This window comes from Cohaesibacter haloalkalitolerans, from assembly GCF_003574655.1.
GTDB classification, from domain to species: Bacteria; Pseudomonadota; Alphaproteobacteria; order Rhizobiales; family Cohaesibacteraceae; genus Cohaesibacter; species Cohaesibacter haloalkalitolerans.
In genome coordinates this window covers 526544-545184 of sequence record NZ_QNUM01000001.1, presented here as the reverse complement: position 1 = coordinate 545184, position 18641 = coordinate 526544, and the positions used below count along the sequence as shown (strand labels likewise).

Genomic DNA, 18641 nt, shown 5'->3' with positions numbered 1-18641 from the left:
CCGCCTCTGATTGTCAGGGACGGGCGTTTCTCTTTGCCAACAATCCGTCAGATACCATCGACGCGCCGCGTATGCCAGGCGCCCCAGAACAGGCTCGAAAAGAACCGCTCCGGCGCTTCGAACCCCGCCTCCATGAGCAGGCTCGCCACCTTGTCCTCGGATTCAGGCGGCACCGCACCGCGCATGATTGTATCACGCTTGCGCCTGACCTCGTCTTCATCGACCCCAGCCAGCCGCCAGCGGTTGGCCCAGGCAGCCAGCAACAGTGGCTCGGACGCATAGGCCCGATAGTTCCCGGCAAGAACCATCGATCCGCCCGGCAGCAAACGCGCCGCAACATCGCGCAACAACGCAGCCTTGTCCGCATCATCCTTCACATGGTGCAACACACCAATCACCAGAGCCGCGTCAAAAACGGCCTCTGGCGCAAGATCGGACACCGCACTGCAGACAAAATCAACGCGATCCAGAAACCCCGCCGCCTCGATTTGCGCCTTGGACAAATCAAGCATCGGCGCAGAGGGGTCCACCGCAACAAAGCGCCATCCCGCCTCAAGCTTGGCGGCAGCCAGTATCTCGCCACCAGTGCCGCCAGCCCCGACCACCAGCACCCGCGCATCGCGACGCTCCCCGATTGCCGCAGACAGGATACAGGCGGAAAGCTCGTGACAGGCATCATAACCTGCGAGCGCAATGCGTGCCTGCTGCGCATATTCTTCCGCACGCGCCATATCGAATTTCTGGTGTGAGCCTTGATCCATGATGATACCAACCTGCTGGCGTGATGTGACTTTGGCTGCCGCAACAGGGCATAAGACCGGAGCATCCTGTCTGATGGCACCCCTCTGGCAGAGAGCTATTGGCAGCGAGAAACGACGAACGTGCCAAAATCAGGCGAATAGATCGTCAGCCCGTCGTTACTTCGGGCGATGAAGAACCGGGTCGTCTGGGGCACATCTTCCTGCCTGCATGTGGCATCATAAAGGCTGGCATTCATGCGGGCAACCGGCACCACCTTGCCAAAGCTGCATTCAAGATGGGCAAAAGACAGACCTGCCTCGGTCACGACAAGCTGATCCCCTTCAGAACGGGGATGTGTACAGCTCCCTCCGGGAAGAACATAGGTTCCCTTGAGATCATCCATGGCCGAAGCAACAGTCGGCAGGAAAAGCAGCCCCGCAATGATGATCCACCTCAGCATGTCATTCCTTTCCATCCGATAGCCTCACCCTGCGCCCAGCTGGCAACGCAGTCATTTTCCTATACCCTATCAGGTCCAAATCAGCATACCAGAGTTTGGGAATCAAACGCCCTTCTGCACGTCGGTCAGGTCGGAATAATAGGCAATTGCCTCGCAAAGCCGAGCCTGAATGGCACTGGCAACACGGTCGTATCCCATTTCATGGGCAATCGCATAGACCGGCTCGTCCTGTTGCAAAAGGCCGGGCTTTTCCCTGATCAGCCCTGCGATTTCAGCGAGCGAAATGTCATTCACCGGTCTCCGGTTGTCGCGGTCCAGTGATTTACGGAAGGGCACCAAGTCTTTCCTGGCCCCACTCTTCCAAACAAAGCGCCCGGCCGTGCCTTCTGAAAAATCATAAGACTTCAGGTGGTCAAAGATATGCTCTCGCAAGCGATTGCCTGTTCGGCTCCAGCCATGAGCCTTGGTCACACGCTGCGCAAGCAGCGTATCCTTGATCGGGCCTTCAGTCTCGACGATCCGGTCTATCATGCTGGCAAGCGTGGACGAATAGGCGACATCATAGAAGCGGTCCGGATCGACCGCAAAGGATTGCAGGTCCGTTATGGTATAGAAGGTTTCGCTGGCCGTAGAAGGGCCTTGTGCTATTCTAACAGCTTGAAATGGCTCATTCTGATTGGCAGGAGCGGCAACAGGCTCTTCCGGCAGGTGGTCATTCGAAGATGGCACCATCGGCAGGAGGGATGCCCCAGCGCGGTCTGCCGCCTCTACAGCCACGGACCGAACGACCATTCCCGCATCAGCCGCTGGGAAAGCCCCGTCACTCCGGGCTTCAGCCTTTTTCCGCTTCTCCTCTTCCCTGCTTGCCACAACAAGCCCATCAAGCTTTTGGTGTATCTCCCCCGCCACTCTGGATGCATCATACCACCAGTCCGGTGACCAGATGCGGAGGATTTCCCAGCCGAGATTACGCAGAACCTGCTCGCGCACCTTGTCACGGTCGCGCGCCGTGGCCGATCTATGATAGGTCGCCCCGTCACACTCGATGCCAGCAAGGAAGGCTCCCGGCCTGTCGGGATGCACAATGCCGAGGTCAATGCGAAAACCGGACACGCCAACCTGTGGGATGACGGTCCATCCTCTGGCTTGCAGGGCGTCCGAGACCGCCTCCTCAAACGGGCTGTCAAACCCGCCTTCCGATCCGCTGACCGCTGCGGGAAGGGAGGCAGATCCTTTCTCGGCATAAGCCAGAAATTCTTTCAGATGCTGAACACCAAGAGCCCTTGTCCGCGACGTATCGATCACGTCGGCGGTGATGGTGCTGACCACCAGCAGTTCGGCTCTGGCGCGTGTCACCGCCACATTGAGCCGCCGCTCTCCGCCATCCTTGTTGATGGCACCGAAAGACATGGACATCTTGCCAGCCTGATCCGGGCCGAAAGTGATCGAGAACAGCATGACATCCCGTTCGTCACCCTGAACATTTTCCAGATTGCGGACTATCGCTGGTTCAATGCGATCATCCGAGAAGAACCATTCCAGATCCTGATTGCTACGCAACTCGGCATCGAACAAATCCTGTATCAGGCTCTGCTGCTGCTGGTTGAACGTGATGACGCCCAGAGTGGGCCGATCCTCTTCGGCAAGCTGCAGCCAGCTTTGCATTTTGGCAACGGCGATCCTGACAATCTCGCGCGCTTCATCCCTGTTCGTGCGGCTCTTGCCCCTGTCGTAAACCGCATCGGCAACGTGAACCAGCTTGACGGCCTGATCATTGACCGCAGGCGACGGAAAGGTGATCAGACGATTGCCATAATAGTGCCAGTTAGAAAAGGCGATGAGCGATTCACTGCGGCTGCGATAATGCCAGTTCAACTGCTTGGAGGGCAGCCCCGAGGCAATGGCCTCGTCCAGAATGCTCTCAAGATCCTTCTCGTAGACTTCAAGCTCTTCGTCATCGTCGCCATCATTCCGGCCGAAGAAATTGGTGGGAGGCAACTGCTTGGGATCGCCGACAATGATGGTCTGCCTGCCTCGGGCAATCGCCCCAACCGCATCCCATGTCGTGATTTGCGAGGCCTCATCGAAGATGACCACATCAAACAGGGCCTGCCCGGCTGGCAGATACTGGGCGATCGACAGCGGCGACATCAGCAGACAAGGGGCCAGCTTGTTGAAGGTGGTCGGCATGGAAGCGATCATGTCGCGAATGGACTTGCTCGGGCGCTTCAGCTCCATCTGGTAGCGCAGCAGACCAAGCTCGGACCGTTTTGCCACTTCATGGGGCGCGGGCAAGTGATGATTGAGCGCTGACCGGACCTTGGAGGCGGCAACCCGTCTGGCCTCGTCATCAAGCAACCGAAACTGCTCCAGCATCTCCTCGTGCCTGAACCGCTTGAAGCTGCGCAACACGTCCGATCTGTCGATGGCATCGGGTAGCCACCAGTTGGCAAAGGCGACAGAAAAGCTCAATTCCAGATCGTCATGGGAAATGCGAGCCGCTTCAACCGCCTTCAGGAAGCCGGAAAGCTCCTGTGCCTTGGCTTTGGCCTTGACCTTCTGCCACTCGGTCCAGACCTGCAACTGACCTGCATTCTGCTCAAGCGCGTCGAGCATGTCATGCAGTCGCGGCAGGATGGCGGGCCCTTCGAGTTGATCCTCAGCGGTATTCGCCACATTGCGAAAGGCCGCCAGTCGGGCGCTGAAGTCATCCCACGCATCAATGAGATCTCTTGCCAGAAGGCGCAGCGGATGGGTTGCACTACCGCCTGAAAGGCAAGACTGCATGGCGCCATTGCTCGTCAGGGCCTCATGGCCAAGATACCCGATGGATTCAAATCCAGCCCTGATCTTGCCCGCCAGATCAAAATAGGCCTTGAGGTCCCCCGTATCCGTTTCGGTTCCGTTCCAGGCTGGATAATACTGCCTTTCGGACTGGCTCTCCATGGCTTTGAGCGCAGACTGCATCTTCTGCAGCGGGACCACTTCCTCGGCGGGATTGGCTTTTCCCTTCAAGGCATAGCTCTGAAGAAACTTCCGCACCCGGCTTTTGGCAAAAACGGAGAACGGCCACATCCGGGAGCAGGCCATACGCCAGTCCTGATCAATCTGATCAATCGGTATGCGAGCAATACTGGCTTCCTCGTAGACGGCGCTCAGCCTTGCATGTTCAGCCTTGAAAGTCTCAACGCATCCTGCCAATTCTTCAACAGATTGCCGAATCCTGTCCAGCTGCTCCTCGAAAACCACAGCCAGTGTCTTTTCCGCAGTCGAGTCAAGCAGTTTCCCGAGCCAGACCACATGCTCCAGTTCTGACAGGGAGAATTGCCGTTGCGCATCAAGACCGGCAAGCCGCGCAAAATCGACCACGCGCGCCAACAACACATCCGTGGAGACCGCAAGGCTTTGCGCCGCCTGCCGCAAGTCCCCAACCCATCTGTTCGACCATTCGGTGGTTCCGACCAGTTCCAGAGCCGGGACGGGCATCACCTGACGATGCACGCTGGCGATGTCCCGAATTGTCTCTTTCATTTGCAGGAGCGATTGCTCTCCCACTTCTGCGGAAGGGTCCCAATCCAGCCGAGGCGTATATTGATCGGCATATTTGACCGACAATCCCAGCGCTTCAAAAACACTGAGGCCACATGCCGCCCGTTTGTGCAGGGCAGAGACATAGTCGTTCAGGCTGTCGCGGCGCACCTGCAACTGGTCATTGATAGTCACCCATTCGTTCGGATTGGCATCAGTCTTGGTTTCCCAGGATGTCTGTAATTGCGACAGGAACTGCTTCTTTTCCGCCCGGTTGGAATGCAGTTCAAGACAGAAATCTCCAAGGCCATGTTCCTTGAGCCGCCGATAGACGACGCCGAGCGCCGCCGTTTTCTCCGCAACGAACAGGACGCTCTTTCCCGTCGCCAGGCATTGGGCAATCATGTTGGTGATGGTCTGGCTCTTGCCGGTGCCCGGCGGCCCGACCAGCACGAAGTCGCGTCCTTCAGCGGCCCCCATGACGGCACTCAACTGGGATGAGTCAGCGGGAAGAGGGGTGACGATATCAGCTGGCCGATATTTGCTGTCAAGCTCGAAGACCTGAGGGAAGTCCGTCGTGAGCCCCGGATCAAACGCCTTGTCGGGATTGTCAATCAGGTGGCGAACAACACGATTCTTTCGCAACTCATCGGTCCGGTCGACCAGATCCTTCCACATCAGGAACTTGGCAAAGGAGAAGGTCGAAAGCGCAATATCATCCAGCACCTCGAAGCCCGGCACATCCCGGACAACCCGCCGGATTGTCTCAAAGACCAGCGGTACGTCGATGCCGCTCTCGTCCTTGGGCAGGCTCTCATCAAACGCCGGCATGGCAAGATTGAAGTCCTTCTTGAGAAACTCCAGCAAGGTCGAGTTGAATTTTACTTCATCCTCGTGATGCTCCAGATAGAAGGGAGCATTGGCGCTTCGCCTTGTCAGCTTGACCGGAATAAGCAGCAATGGGGCCTTGTAGGTCCTGTCATCGCTTCCCGTCTTTTTCCATCGGAGGAACCCGACGGCAAGAAAGAGCGTATTGGAGCCGCCTTCGGTCATATCGCTTCTGGCGCGCCGATATAGCTCTGTAAGACGCTTGTCCAGCTCGCTCTTTTCCAGTGTAGCAGCAATCTCCCTGCGCTCAAGCGACTGCACGACAAATTCATAATCCAGATCCCGTCCGGTCTGCTCCTGAAACAGACTATCACTGCGCTCTCCATGCGGGTTTTCCTCCGGCAGGGAGATGACACGAATCCGGTTCTGGTCAGCCAGCAGATCTTCCAGAGCTGGCACGTTCGGGCAAAGGAAAGGGACGGTCTGTTTGGTCGCCTTGAAATTCAGCAGCCTGTTTCTGAGCGACAGATCAAGCAGCTTGTTCTGCCAACGGGCAATGCGGTCCTGCGCAGTCGCTGGCTTTTCTTCGATGATCAGGCCGGACAGGTCTTCAAACGAGGGCGCCTTGGGCAAGGGAAGCTCGGCCGCCTCGATGATCCCCTCACCCTCCTCGCCGGTCGACACCATGGCCTGATGCGCGGCCATCGGGCGAATTTGCGAGGCACGCGAGCGGGCAATATCAATCGCCCCGACAAAATCGGCCGCATTCTTTTCGTTGGTATGGCTCTGCCCGATCGCGATGGCCTGCTCGAATGGATCAGCCGGGCGGGACGTGACACCGGTTGTCTCGAACACGATCAGCTCACGCGCAGCCAGAGCCTTGCGAATCTCGATCGGGTCCCGCTCCACCAGCGACGGCAGCGTCTTTTCGGTCAGCCAGACACCGCAGTAGCTATGACCGGTCTTCAAAAGCACAACCGGATTGAGCCCCACCGCTTCAAGCGCAGATGCGAACAGCAGCGTCGTGTCAAAGCAGGTTGCCAGCCCCTGCTCCCGGATCGTGGTTGGCCGCCGGACCTTCTGGCCATAAAGCTCAAAACTCTTTGGCGGCTCTGCATAGGTCAGCCCCAGACCAGCAACAGACGACCAGATCGCCGCGGCAAGCATATAGGCACGCGCCGGGTCCTTGCTCTGATAGCCATTCAGCGCGGGCGAATGGCCGAACCGTTGCAAGACATCGCCCGCCTTCTTGAGAATGGGCGCTATCGCCGGGTCATTGGGCATGACGAACGCCGCCGTGAGCCCGCCCATTCCATCAAAACCACCCCACTCATCGCGCGCCAGCAGCCTGAGTTCCTTCCTGACTTCAGCCAGCACGGCGCCCTCGCCGTCCTTCAGGCTGAAGAGTGCCACGGCCTTCTCGGCCTCATCAAGGGCATTCAGATAGTCAGCGTCGATCTCGAGATCAGGGTTGGAAAGGGCAAACACCTCATTCGCCCCAACCAGATCCAGAGTCCAGCGCACGGGCCGGGCAAAGGCAGGAGAAAAGGAAAGCTCGAGAACCAGCCGCCGTTTTGCTTCCGTCAGATTGTTTCTGACCCGAACGGATGAGACCACCGGCACCGAGTTTTGCCAGCTTGCATAATTGACAAGGGACGCGATATCCGCCTCAATTCCAAATCCTTCTGCCACTTGAAGAATTCCGTCTCCCGCGATTTCCTCGGTCATTGCCCGCCTCCCCTTTTCCGTTTCAAGTTTAGGAATTGAAACAAGGCAAAAGCAACAACCAAGCCCGGTTTGACACACAACTTTGCAATGACAAGTGGCAAATGCAGCGCTGCGATGATGACTTCAACATCCCCACACGCGGACAATCGTCATGATTTCAAGCAGCGGTCGCTTTTGCAGACAAGGACCGGGCCAGAATAGGCGCAGCGAAGGCGACAACCAGATATCGGCTTGTTTGCATCGCCAGAACAAAGGAAATATCAACGTGGGTGGAGGTCGCGATAATCGCGATTGCGTCCAACCCGCCCGGGCTGGTTGCCAGCAGGGCCGTGAGCAGATCAATGCCAGTGAGGACCGTCAGGATGGCACCAATGCAGGCACAGATGAGGATCAGCAATAGTACCGAACCGAGAACTCTGGTAAAAGCCTTTGCCGCATGTCTGAGGGTATCCATCGAAAAGCGGGCGCCGATACCCCATCCGATAACCGCATAGCTCAGTGCAAGCACCGGCAGGGGAAGGGCCAGAGAGATCGGCCAGAAAATCTTGATGATGATCCCGATGCTCATCGGCAACAGGATCGCACCTCCGGGAATGCGCGATCGAACCCCCACGGCTGAAGCAACGAAGGCGAGGATGACTGGCGGGATGGCCGAAATCCAGCTTGCCAAATCAGGCACCTCGAATGCTGAATGCATCGAAGAGGGGACGCCAAGATACATGGCAACCAGCGAAGCCGACGCAACGCAGCCCAGAACCCGCATATACTGCATGAAGGCAACCAGCCGCATGTCTGCGCCGTAGGATTCACACATCAGGGTCATGAGTGTTGCGCCACCCGGGGAAGATCCCCAGATCGCAGTTGTTCCCGGCAGCAGGCCGGATCGGGTCATCGCCCAGCCCAGCAGGGTGGAAGCAATGACGGTTGCCATCGTGCCAAAGAGAAAGACGGACCAGTCTGTCCAGATTTGACCAAACACGGTCACCGGCAGATTGCTGGCAATCATGATGCCGACAATCCCCTGAGCAAAGATGAACAGTGGCTGTGAGGTCTTTAACGCAGCGCCGTTGACGGCAAAGATGATGGCAATGATCATCGGTCCCATCAGGAGCCCCGCGGGCAGCCCGAGCCATTCAAGGCTTGCCGCCAGCCCGAAGGAAAAGACGATCAGAAGGCACCATTTTGCCAATATCTTCAATTGAGTCTGCCTTTTGATCTGTTCAAGGGTAGGCGCAAGACCGTCTGCCATGGCGGAGGTTTTCTGCTGACGAGAGTGGGGCATTCACACTAAATGCCCCACCCTTTTATCGCCTAAAGCGGATCAGGGCAATTCTCTCCGGCCACCGAATATCAAATCTGACCAAAAAGCGCCTTGAGATCCTGCACAATCTCGCCGCTGAGCATTCTGGTCGGATGCGACACCTCAACAGGTGATAAGCCGTCCTCTTTCTTTGCCTTGAAGGGTACAAAGTGGTTGTGTCCGGGGACTGAAAAGGAGAGTCGTGCAATGCCTGCCACAAATATCCAAGACCATTCTGGTTCCCTGTTGACCACCCTTGACTTGAAACTGACAGCTCATGGCCTCCTTGATGGCCTGACCTTTACGGCCAAGGACAATATCGACATCGCAGGACACCGGACCTCCTATGGCAGCCCTGCCTGGCGCGAGGCACACTTGCCTCCGGTTGAAAATGCTTTGTGTGGCGACCAGTTGCTGGCAGAAGGGGAGCGATGCGTCGGCAAGGTCGTTGCGGATGAGTTCACTTACAGCCTTGACGGCGAAAGCCAGTTTTTCGGAACACCGCGCAATGCGAAAGCACCGGACAGAATTCCTGGCGGTCCTAGTGATCAGCTCCACTTGAGTGGTCCGGTTTGAATGTTAGTGCATCGCGGGCCTTGTTTCCATCGGCACGAGGGTTTCGTGCGCTGGCGGGCGATAGCCCAATGCACTGTTTGGCCGTTTGGTGTTGTAGTGGTGCCTCCATTTCTCGATCAGGATCTGCGCTTCCCTAAAGTCCCCTCTCAACGTTTGCAAGCAAACGCCTGCCGGGGCAGCGCATAGGACCAAACATGATCCCGATGTTCTGGCCTAAGCCGGACACAAGACCCATCGTTGAGCCAAAGCCGACCTCGCTTGGATTGTTTCATTGGCACTTTCAGCCCTTCTCGTCGCCATAACCGTTGGACCATTGCCCGGCAGGCAAGCGAAGCGCCGCCGAGAGCGGCGCTTGTCATTGATCAGCCAACCGGCATCTCGCAACAAAGCGGCAACACGCCGATAGCCATAGCGTTCATATTGCCGGGCCGACTCGATCATATCCGCCACCAAGCGCTCTTCATCGGAACGTCCTTGTGGCAACCGTCTTTGCGTTGAACGATGTTGCCCCAGAGCACGACAGACGCGACGCTCAAAGACCTTGATCTGACTACGAACATGATCGATGCAGGCACGGCGGCGAGAAGGGCTTAGAAGTTTCCCTTTGCAGCTTCAGGCAGGATCAGCTTGTCCAGCGTCAGGTCAGACACTGCCTTTCTCAAACGCTCGTTCTCTTTCTGGAGGCGCTTGAGTTCCTTGAGCTGAGCTGTGCCAATTCCACCGCACTTCTTTTTCCCATTGACCGACAGGCGATTGGAACAATCGCTGAGAGGCGGCGGTAATAGGTTTGCTCAGTCACACCGATCTGCCGGATGGCATCAAGACGAGGCATCCCTTGCCCCGTCAAGATCTCAACCTGCCGTAACTTCGCAACAATTCCCTCTGGCTTTGGTCGTTTGTTCGCCATATCGAATCCTCCGTTTTCCTAACTATAACAGTGGACCAATTCAGTGGGGGAGGATCCGCTCCAACACAGACCAAGCAGTTATTGCGGGACTATCGAAAGAATTGAAGAAAACCGTGGAAAGGGCCATAGACCTTCGCATAGGTTTGTGTAGCAAAATGTGTAGAAAATTTGGGGGATTTCGCGGGAGATGTCACGTCAAGCTATTTGAATTTACTATATAAATTTCAATCTAACGCTTGGAAAATGGCGGAGAGAGAGGGATTCGAACCCTCGGAACGCTTGCGCGATCAACGGTTTTCGAGACCGCCCCGTTCGACCACTCCGGCACCTCTCCGCAAACCATTTCGAGCCGAATGTGGTCACTGAAAGCTCAAAAAGGTGGCCGGACAATACACATCCCAGCCCCCAAGCTCAAGACGTCAAACGAAAAAATCCCCACCCGCAACAAAAAGCCCCCAGATGCCTGTTAAAAGTTGCCCCACCCTTCCCCTTTGACAGGCACAATGAGCCGACATAAAGCCTCAAAGGCAATACCTTGGTCACGTCATGACAGCCAATTGAAACCAAGCATTACGAACAGCACCAGCTGGGCGAAGACCGCCAGCATGAAGAAATAGCTCCGCAGGCTCGGGTTCTTTCGCGTCGCCACCAGATAATAGGTCACCATGTGACAGGTCCGAGCGGCGACATAGACCCAGCTCAGCAGTGAAAGCCACCACGGACTGAAGCCGCTCGCCATCGCCAACGCAACCAGCGCCACCATGAATGGCACATTCTCGATGGAATTCATGAAGGTGCGATGGCTGCGAAACACGAAGGATTCCGGGCCAAGCGTTTCATCGACAATGCCGGGGACGTAAGACGTCTGGGCCCGGTGCGCAACGGAAGCAACCAGCGCCTGAATGAACGCCATGACCAGCAGCAGATAAACCGCCCAGAAGACCGAACCATAAGCCTGGAGATCGACAATCGTTGCTTGCATTTCACTCTTCCTTTTCCATCGTGCAGAGAACACACATAAGCCCCTCGCATGTGGGATGGAGGAACGATCTCGTCAAGGATCGCTGACCGCGCCAGAAACCGCAGCTTTTTCTTGACTCTGCGGGCTTTACCGGTATATTGCGCTGGAACTCGAGGCGTGGGGCAAATCCCGCGCCCTTTTGCTTGTCTGGACAAAATTCGGTAAACACCTGATTTCATTGACCAAACGAGCTATCTTGCAACTGACTGAAAAAGACAGACCCGCAGAACTCGATTCTCGGAGCCTGGATTGAACGGAGAAAAAAATGTTCGCAGTCATCAAAACCGGTGGTAAGCAGTACACTGTTTCCCCCGAAGATGTAATCAAGGTCGAAAAGCTCGAAGGCGAAGCTGGCGAAACCGTTGTCTTTGACAGCGTTCTGCTGGTTGGCGGCGAAGGCGATGCACAGGTTGGCGCTCCTCTGGTTGATGGCGCATCTGTTGCAGCAGAGATTGTTGATCAGGGCCGTGGCCGCAAGATCATCATCTTCAAGAAACGTCGTCGTCAGAATTCCCGTCGTCGCAACGGCCATCGTCAGTACTTCACCACCGTCAAGATCTCCGAGATCCTGACCGGCGGCAAGGCTCCGGCAAAGGCTGCCAAGAAGGCAACTCCGGCCAAGGCTGAAGCAGCTGTTGCTGCCCCGGCTGCTGCTGAAGGTGACAAGGACGACCTGAAGAAACTGAAAGGTCTCGGCAAGGTCATGGAAGGCAAGCTGAATGAAATGGGCATCACCACATATGCCCAGATCGCAGCCTTCACCGCTGAAGACATTGAAAAAGTAGAAGAGGCTCTTGCAGCTAAAGGCCGCTTCGAGCGTGACAACTGGATTGAGCAGGCCGCTACGCTTGCTGCTGAGAAATAAGTTAGAGACGAGGAGACACCAAAATGGCACATAAAAAGGCAGGTGGTTCATCCCGTAACGGCCGCGATACAGCTGGCCGTCGTCTGGGCGTGAAAAAATTCGGCGGTGAAACTGTTATCGCAGGTAACATTATCATTCGTCAGCGCGGCACCAAATGGCACCCGGGCAACAATGTCGGCATGGGCAAAGACCACACCATCTTTGCGACCGTCAAAGGCAACGTAGAGTTCGCGACCAAAGCGAATGGCCGAACTTACGTGTCCGTGAACCCGATGGCGGAAGCGGCTGAATAACACTGGCATGAACATAACACGATTTGCCGGTGTCCCTGACCCCGGAAAATCGTAAAGGCCTCCCACCTGAAAAGGGCAAGAGAGCCAAAAGATTAAAGGGGAGATGGGACACCATCTTCCCTTTTCTTTTGATCTCAACCCAACCCCACAGGAGGGACTAATGTTGGAAATAGATGAAAGTTTACGTGAGACCGAGCCTGACTGTAGAGAGGGTTCGGAAATCAAACCTTTCCTGTTGCGCCACCCAGCTCGTGCAGATCTGGAAACGCTGGTCGCTCTGGCCAATTCTCCAGCCCTGACAAAGAACCTGTGCAGCACCTGGCTGCCGATTTCAGCCGACAGCGCGAAATCCTGGTATCTCAATCAGACCGAGAAGACGGACCCAACCGAATTCCCCTTCATCATCACCAATATGAACGGGGCCTTGATTGGCGTGATGTGTCTGCTGCTTGAAGAAGACCGAAAGCAGGCAGAAGTCAGTGTCATCATCAAGCGCGACCATTGGCAGCACGGTTACGCCACACGAGCCATTCAGGCTGTGGCGGATTTTGCATTTTCGAGCCCGAACATGAATCAGCCGAATCTGGAAGCGCTTGTGGCGCGCTGCCGGGTTTCCTGCGGCGCGTCCCGACGCATCGCCGAGAAATGCGGTTTCCAGTATAGCGGCACCGGAATGGCACATTCCCATCATTACAAGGGGATGATCCCAATCGATCGTTACCGTCTGGACCGGGGGGTCTGGTCGGCCCTGCGCAACTGGTCGGGCATGGGGCAAAAAGAGATGTTCTCTTTCGGGCCGAACAGTGGCCCTGACATATATGGCATGAAAGGAGCGGCATGATGCAGTTTCCGGCTCTTGTAAGTGAACGGCTTGTCCTGAGGTCTCTCAGGGCAAGTGACGCACCCGACCTCAGCACCTATTGTCAGGACATTGAGGTAACAAAATATCTGGCCGTTGTTCCCCATCCTTATACGGAGGAGGACGCGCAAAGCTGGATCGCCAGTCAGGACAAGGGGATAGCAGGCATCAACCTGGGCATCACCCACGACGACAAACTGATTGGTGTCGTCGGCATCAAGGCTTCGAGCGAACGGGACGTCGGCATCTTTGCCCCGACCATCGGCTACTGGCTGGCACCTGCCTTCTGGGGCAAGGGCTTCATGCAGGAGGCGGTCCGCCGCCTGCTCGACTGGTACCTGCCGCTGGAACCGACGGAAAAGATGTGCGCTGCCGCCTTTGAAGACAATCCGCGCTCGATCAACCTTCTGAAGACCCTCGGGTTTGAAGAGATCCGCCGTGGCACGGGCTACAGCGCCGCCCGGGGAGAGTCCGTTCCCGAAGTCATCATGGAGCTGACGTCCGAGCGGTTCCTGCAGCAAAGGTGCGCCTGACAAGGCGCGCCCCTTTAGAGGAGAGGTCCGATGAAGATACCTGCCCTGAAGAGCAACCGGCTGCTTCTGCGCTCGCTTCAGCCAGAAGATGCCGCAGCAATAGAAACCCAGTTGTCCGAGCCAATGGCCAATCCGGGCCTTGCCCGCGCGCTCCATCCGGACGCGCAGGGTTATGCGGCCGAATGGATCAACGCGCAAGCAACCGGCACCCGTGGCATCGCTCTGGCCATCACCGAAAGCGACCGCTTTCTGGGCACCATCGGCCTTGAGCCATCAACGTTAAGAAGCATTGGCATCTTCGCACCGACAATTGGCTATTGGCTTGGAGCCCCATTCTGGGGTAAAGGCTTTATGCAAGAAGCCGTGCGATGCCTTCTTGACTGGTATCTGCCATTCGAACCGACAGAACGGATTGGTACATCCGTCTTCGAAGCCAACACCAGATCCCTGAAAGTTCTTGAAAAACTGGGCTTTCGCGAAGTGGGACGCGGCTCGACATACAGCCAGCTTCTGGGCAAGGAATTGCCGGACATCAAGCTTGAGCTGACAGCTCAACGATATTACGAGGCCATATAATGAAATTTCTCGACCAGGCAAAGGTCTTTGTTCGCTCCGGCGATGGCGGAGCGGGCTGCATTTCCTTCCGCCGTGAAAAATACATCGCATTGGGTGGCCCCGATGGTGGTGACGGCGGCAAGGGCGGCGATGTGATTGTCGAATGCGTCAATGGCCTCAATACGCTCATCGACTATCGCTTCAAGCAGCATTTCAAGGCTGAAACCGGCGTTCACGGCATGGGACGAAACCGCAACGGCCGCAACGGCAAGGACATCGTCCTGCGCGTGCCTGTCGGCACCCAGATCCTGGAAGAGGACAACGAAACCATTCTGGCCGATCTCACCGAAGAGGGCCAGACCTATGTGCTGGCCAAGGGCGGCAACGGCGGCTTCGGCAACACCCATTTCAAGTCATCGACCAATCAGGCTCCGCGCTATGCAAACCCAGGCCTGGAAGGCCAGGAGATGTATGTCTGGCTGCGCCTCAAGCTGATTGCCGATGCCGGACTTGTCGGCCTGCCGAACGCCGGTAAATCGACCTTCCTGTCCTCGGTCTCCTCGGCCAAGCCAAAGGTTGCCGACTATCCCTTCACCACCCTCCACCCCAATCTGGGCGTGGTGGGCATCGACACGCGTGAATTCGTCATGGCCGACATCCCCGGCCTGATCGAAGGCGCCCATGAGGGCCTCGGCATCGGCGACCGCTTCCTTGGCCATGTGGAGCGCTGTCGCGTTCTGCTGCATCTGGTCGACGCCACCCAGGAGGATTATCTGGATGCCTACCGCATCATCCGGGGCGAGCTGGAAGCCTATGATCAAGGCTTGGGAGAAAAGGACGAAATCGTTGCATTGACCAAGATCGACTCCTTGACCGATGAGGACATTGCTGAAAAAGTGGACGCATTCGAAGCCGCCTATGGCTTTCGCCCATATGCCATTTCCGCAGTCGCCCGCACCAATATGGACACGATTCTGCGCGCCCTTCTGGACAAGATCGACGAAGAGAACACACGCGAGGAAAAGGCTGGCGAGGAGCCGGAGGCCTGGCGACCGTGAGGGACGCCGAAGACCTTCGAAACCTTTAGCTGCAACGTCGGCCTGAGCCCTCAGGCCCCAACGATCGAGACCCCAAGTGAGACTTGAAGATCAAAAGAGGATTGTCGTCAAAATCGGATCGGCAACCCTCGTGGATGAAAAGACAGGACGTCTGCGCGCCGCCTGGCTGCAAACCCTGATTGATGACATCGCCATGCTCAAGACGCAGGGCAAGGAAATCATCATCGTCTCGTCGGGAGCCATCGCGCTTGGCCGCAGAAAGGTCAAGCTGCCCAAGGGCAAGCTGCGGCTGCATGAAAGTCAGGCCGCCGCCGCCATTGGCCAGATAGCACTGGGCGAAGCCTATGCCGACGCCCTGCACAAGGTCGACATGACCACCGGACAGGTGCTGCTGACCCTTGGCGATACAGAAGAGCGCCGCCGCTATCTCAACGCCCGCGCAACGCTGGCCACCATGCTCAAGCTCGGCGCCGTGCCGATCATCAACGAGAATGACACCGTGGCGACGACGGAAATCAAGTTTGGCGACAACGACCGGTTGGCGGCCCGAGTTGCCACCATGATCAGCGCCGACTGCCTCATCCTGCTGTCCGATATCGATGGTCTCTATACGGCCCCTCCGGCCAAGGACCCGAACGCCCAGCATATCCCCGTGATCGAACATATCACGCCGGAAATCGAGGCCATGGCTGGCAGCGCCGGGTCCTCTCTGGCCAAGGGCGGCATGACCACCAAGATCGCCGCCGCCAAGATCGCCGTCAACGCGGGCACCGCGATGATCATCGCCAACGGCAGCGGCTACAACCCGCTCAAAGCCATCATGGATGGCGGCAAGCACAGCTGGTTCGTGCCCAAATCCAACCCGATCACCCAGCGCAAGCGCTGGATCAACGGCAATCTGGAACCACACGGTACGATCACGCTGGATGATGGCGCAGTCCACGCCCTGATGAGCGGCAAGAGCCTGTTGCCAGCGGGCGTGCTGCGACTGGAGGGCGATTTTGCCAAGGGCGACGCCCTGATCATCCGGGATTCCACCGGGCTGGAAATCGCCCGTGGTCTTGTCGCCTATGACCGGTCGGAAGCCGACCAGATAAAGGGCTGCAAATCCTCGCAAATTGCCGATATTCTTGGCTATGATGGCCGGGCGGAACTGATCCACCGGGACGACATGGTCATCAGCGGTAGCGAGCATGGCGACCACTTTGATCATGACGATCATGATAGCCGACCGTGATGGGAGGCCGTAAAAGGCCTCCATCACCTGACGCCAACAACAAAACCGAATTTCGCAGACTTTTCGTCCATTCCCGAAGGGGGCAAACGCCATGAATGACATGACAGGGACCGTAACTGACATCATGAACGCGCTGGGCGCAAAAGCCCGTCTGGCTGCGCGGGACCTGGCCAATGCCCCGACGGAACAGAAAGACAAGGCGCTGAGCGAAGCGGCAAAGGCCATGCGCGCCAGCGCCGACACCATTCTGGAAGCCAACGCCAAGGACATTGCCAAGGGCAAGGAAGAGGGCATGACAGAGGCTTTTCTCGATCGCCTGACCCTCAGCCGCGACCGCATTGAAGCCATCGCCGCCGGACTGGACGCCATCGTCCGTCTGCCCGACCCCGTCGGCAGCATCATGGCGGGCTGGGATCGCCCCAATGGCCTGCATATCGAGCGCGTGCGCACGCCCCTCGGCGTTATCGGCGTGATCTACGAGAGCCGCCCCAACGTCACCGCCGACGCCGGTGCCCTGTGCCTGAAGGCTGGCAATGCCTCCATCCTGCGCGGCGGCTCGGACAGCTATCATTCGTCCCGCGCCATTCATGCCTGTCTGGTTGCCGGGCTTGAGAGCGCCGGTCTGCCTGCGGACTGCATCCAGATTGTCCCCACCACAGATCGGGCGGCAGTGGGCGAAATGCTCAAGGGGCTGGGCGGCAACCTCGACGTCATCGTGCCGCGCGGCGGCAAGGGCCTTGTCGGCCGAGTCCAGTCCGAGGCACGGGTGCCTGTCTTCTCCCATCTGGAAGGCATTTGCCATGTCTATATCGACAAGGAAGCCGACCCGGCGAAGGCCGAAGACATCACCGTCAACGCCAAGATGCGCCGCACCGGCATTTGCGGAGCCGCCGAAACGCTGTTGATCGATCGGGCTGTCGCGGACACGCTGGGCAAATCGGTTTTGCAGGCGCTGAGCAAGTCTGGCTGCCTGATCAGGGGCACGACGGAAATCCAGGCCCTGTTGCCTGCTGCCGAACTGGCCAACGAGGAAGACTGGTCGACCGAATATCTCGATGCCATCATCTCCGCCAAGCTGGTGGATGGTGTCGATGGTGCCATCGATCACATCGCCCATTACAGCTCGAACCACACCGAGAGCATCATCACCGAGGATCAGAGTGCTGCCGACAAGTTCCTCAAGGAAGTGGACAGCGCCATCGTTATGCACAATGCCTCGACCCAGTTTGCCGATGGCGGCGAGTTCGGCATGGGCGCGGAAATTGGCATCGCAACGGGCCGCATGCATGCGCGCGGGCCGGTCGGGCTGGAGCAGCTGACCAGTTTCAAGTATCGTGTGCATGGTTCAGGGCAGACCCGGCCGTGATTTCAACACTCCATCCACACATGGCTTAGATCCAGCCCCCCTACCCTTTTTCAAGCCGGTTGACGCGATGACACGATCCCGCATCTATTCAAACGATCTGCCACCCGTCACCCCCGGCTTGCGTATCGGCCTTTACGGGGGCAGCTTCAATCCGGCGCACAACGGCCATCGGCATGTGGCGGTTACCGCCATGAAGCGCTTGCAGCTGGACCGGGTCTGGTGCCTGGTCACCCCCGGCAACCCGTTGAAAGACATAAGAGAACTGCCTCCGCTCGGGGTCCGTTTGGCCAAGACCGCCAGCGTCATGGACCACCCGCGGATCGACATCACCGGGGTCGAGGCAAAGGCCAACACCCGCTACACCGCAGAAACCCTTGACTGGCTGCTGGCCCACACCCGCGAGGCCAACTTTGTCTGGTTGATGGGGGCCGACAATCTTAAGCAATTTCACAAATGGCAACGCTGGCAGGATATTTTGCACAAAATCCCTGTTGCCATTGTGGACCGCCCCGGCTACAGTCTGTCACCGCTTAACGCACTGGCAGCCCGGAATTATGCATGGGCGCGGCTCGCTTCCCACAAGGCAGCAACGCTCGCGACAGCGCAATGCCCTGCTTGGACCTTCATCCACGGTCCGCGCTCGGACTTGTCTTCCACCGCACTGAGGCAAAGCGCAAAAGCCCAAGGCGCGCAGAATGCGCAAGAGCCTTGAAATTGTCACATAGCATGACTTATTCTTAAAGGGCGGAGATTCGATGCGAGCATCAGTCTTTCGCCTGTCCATTT

At 57.4% G+C, this 18641-nt stretch carries 16 protein-coding genes, 1 tRNA gene and 1 pseudogene; 10 read left to right on the top strand and 8 right to left on the bottom strand.

Going from position 1 to position 18641, the window contains the following annotated elements; genetic code table 11:
* Nucleotides 1-47 precede the first annotated feature (47 nt).
* From DSL70_RS02455 to DSL70_RS02440, 4 genes are all read right to left on the bottom strand, one after another.
* Nucleotides 48-761, bottom strand: coding sequence for an SAM-dependent methyltransferase (locus DSL70_RS02455; RefSeq protein WP_119306277.1), 714 nt, complete (start codon nucleotides 759-761; stop codon nucleotides 48-50).
* A 95-nt stretch (nucleotides 762-856) separates the two neighbouring features.
* A complete protein-coding gene (locus DSL70_RS02450; protein ID WP_119306276.1) occupies nucleotides 857-1201 on the bottom strand; it encodes a hypothetical protein in 345 nt (114 codons plus the stop codon).
* Between the two features lie 102 nt (nucleotides 1202-1303).
* On the bottom strand, nucleotides 1304-7285 hold the full coding sequence (locus tag DSL70_RS02445; protein WP_119306275.1) for a DUF3320 domain-containing protein: 5982 nt from the start codon (nucleotides 7283-7285) through the stop codon (nucleotides 1304-1306).
* A 157-nt stretch (nucleotides 7286-7442) separates the two neighbouring features.
* The gene (locus DSL70_RS02440) at nucleotides 7443-8534 is read right to left on the bottom strand and encodes an AbrB family transcriptional regulator (RefSeq protein ID WP_162916289.1); all 1092 of its coding nucleotides are present in this window, start codon (nucleotides 8532-8534) and stop codon (nucleotides 7443-7445) included.
* 258 nt (nucleotides 8535-8792) lie between these two features.
* Between DSL70_RS02440 and DSL70_RS02435 the strand changes: the two genes are divergently transcribed.
* Nucleotides 8793-9161, top strand: coding sequence for an amidase family protein (locus DSL70_RS02435; RefSeq protein ID WP_245418070.1), 369 nt, complete (start codon nucleotides 8793-8795; stop codon nucleotides 9159-9161).
* Nucleotides 9162-9164: 3 nt separating this feature from the next.
* Here the strand turns inward: DSL70_RS02435 and DSL70_RS22855 are convergent, their stop codons facing one another.
* The 4 genes and pseudogenes from DSL70_RS22855 to DSL70_RS02420 all read right to left on the bottom strand — a co-directional run bounded on the left by DSL70_RS22855 (nucleotide 9165) and on the right by DSL70_RS02420 (nucleotide 11050).
* The gene (locus tag DSL70_RS22855) at nucleotides 9165-9311 is read right to left on the bottom strand and encodes an integrase core domain-containing protein (protein WP_425359333.1); all 147 of its coding nucleotides are present in this window, start codon (nucleotides 9309-9311) and stop codon (nucleotides 9165-9167) included.
* A gap of 32 nt (nucleotides 9312-9343) precedes the next feature.
* A pseudogene (locus DSL70_RS02430) lies at nucleotides 9344-10068 on the bottom strand (transposase family protein); the annotation flags it as partial.
* A gap of 244 nt (nucleotides 10069-10312) precedes the next feature.
* A tRNA-Ser gene (locus tag DSL70_RS02425) sits at nucleotides 10313-10402 on the bottom strand.
* Between the two features lie 210 nt (nucleotides 10403-10612).
* The gene (locus DSL70_RS02420) at nucleotides 10613-11050 is read right to left on the bottom strand and encodes an MAPEG family protein (RefSeq protein WP_119306273.1); all 438 of its coding nucleotides are present in this window, start codon (nucleotides 11048-11050) and stop codon (nucleotides 10613-10615) included.
* 304 nt (nucleotides 11051-11354) lie between these two features.
* Here DSL70_RS02420 and DSL70_RS02415 point away from each other — a divergent pair, with 304 nt between their 5' ends.
* The 9 genes from DSL70_RS02415 to DSL70_RS02375 all read left to right on the top strand — a co-directional run bounded on the left by DSL70_RS02415 (nucleotide 11355) and on the right by DSL70_RS02375 (nucleotide 18567).
* A complete protein-coding gene (locus DSL70_RS02415) occupies nucleotides 11355-11954 on the top strand; it encodes a 50S ribosomal protein L21 (RefSeq protein ID WP_119306272.1) in 600 nt (199 codons plus the stop codon).
* Between the two features lie 23 nt (nucleotides 11955-11977).
* Nucleotides 11978-12247 (top strand): 50S ribosomal protein L27, encoded by a 270-nt coding sequence (rpmA, locus tag DSL70_RS02410; protein ID WP_119306271.1) that lies wholly within the window; start codon nucleotides 11978-11980, stop codon nucleotides 12245-12247.
* 160 nt (nucleotides 12248-12407) lie between these two features.
* Nucleotides 12408-13088: a GNAT family N-acetyltransferase gene (locus tag DSL70_RS02405; RefSeq protein ID WP_162916288.1), complete on the top strand. Its 681-nt coding sequence runs from the start codon at nucleotides 12408-12410 to the stop codon at nucleotides 13086-13088.
* Nucleotides 13085-13639: a GNAT family N-acetyltransferase gene (locus tag DSL70_RS02400; RefSeq protein ID WP_119306269.1), complete on the top strand. Its 555-nt coding sequence runs from the start codon at nucleotides 13085-13087 to the stop codon at nucleotides 13637-13639. Before DSL70_RS02405 ends, DSL70_RS02400 begins: the two co-directional genes overlap by 4 nt.
* Nucleotides 13640-13669: 30 nt before the next feature.
* The gene (locus DSL70_RS02395; protein ID WP_119306268.1) at nucleotides 13670-14215 is read left to right on the top strand and encodes a GNAT family N-acetyltransferase; all 546 of its coding nucleotides are present in this window, start codon (nucleotides 13670-13672) and stop codon (nucleotides 14213-14215) included.
* A complete protein-coding gene (gene obgE / locus DSL70_RS02390; RefSeq protein WP_119306267.1) occupies nucleotides 14215-15252 on the top strand; it encodes a GTPase ObgE in 1038 nt (345 codons plus the stop codon). The genes DSL70_RS02395 and obgE overlap by 1 nt, the downstream gene beginning before the upstream one ends.
* Nucleotides 15253-15328: 76 nt before the next feature.
* Nucleotides 15329-16489 carry a glutamate 5-kinase gene (gene proB, locus DSL70_RS02385; protein WP_119306266.1) on the top strand — a complete coding sequence of 387 codons (1161 nt, stop codon included), beginning with the start codon at nucleotides 15329-15331 and terminating at the stop codon, nucleotides 16487-16489.
* A 49-nt stretch (nucleotides 16490-16538) separates the two neighbouring features.
* Nucleotides 16539-17855 carry a glutamate-5-semialdehyde dehydrogenase gene (locus DSL70_RS02380; RefSeq protein WP_280955331.1) on the top strand — a complete coding sequence of 439 codons (1317 nt, stop codon included), beginning with the start codon at nucleotides 16539-16541 and terminating at the stop codon, nucleotides 17853-17855.
* Nucleotides 17856-17922: 67 nt separating this feature from the next.
* A complete protein-coding gene (locus tag DSL70_RS02375) occupies nucleotides 17923-18567 on the top strand; it encodes a nicotinate-nucleotide adenylyltransferase (protein WP_119306264.1) in 645 nt (214 codons plus the stop codon).
* Nucleotides 18568-18641: the final 74 nt, after the last annotated feature.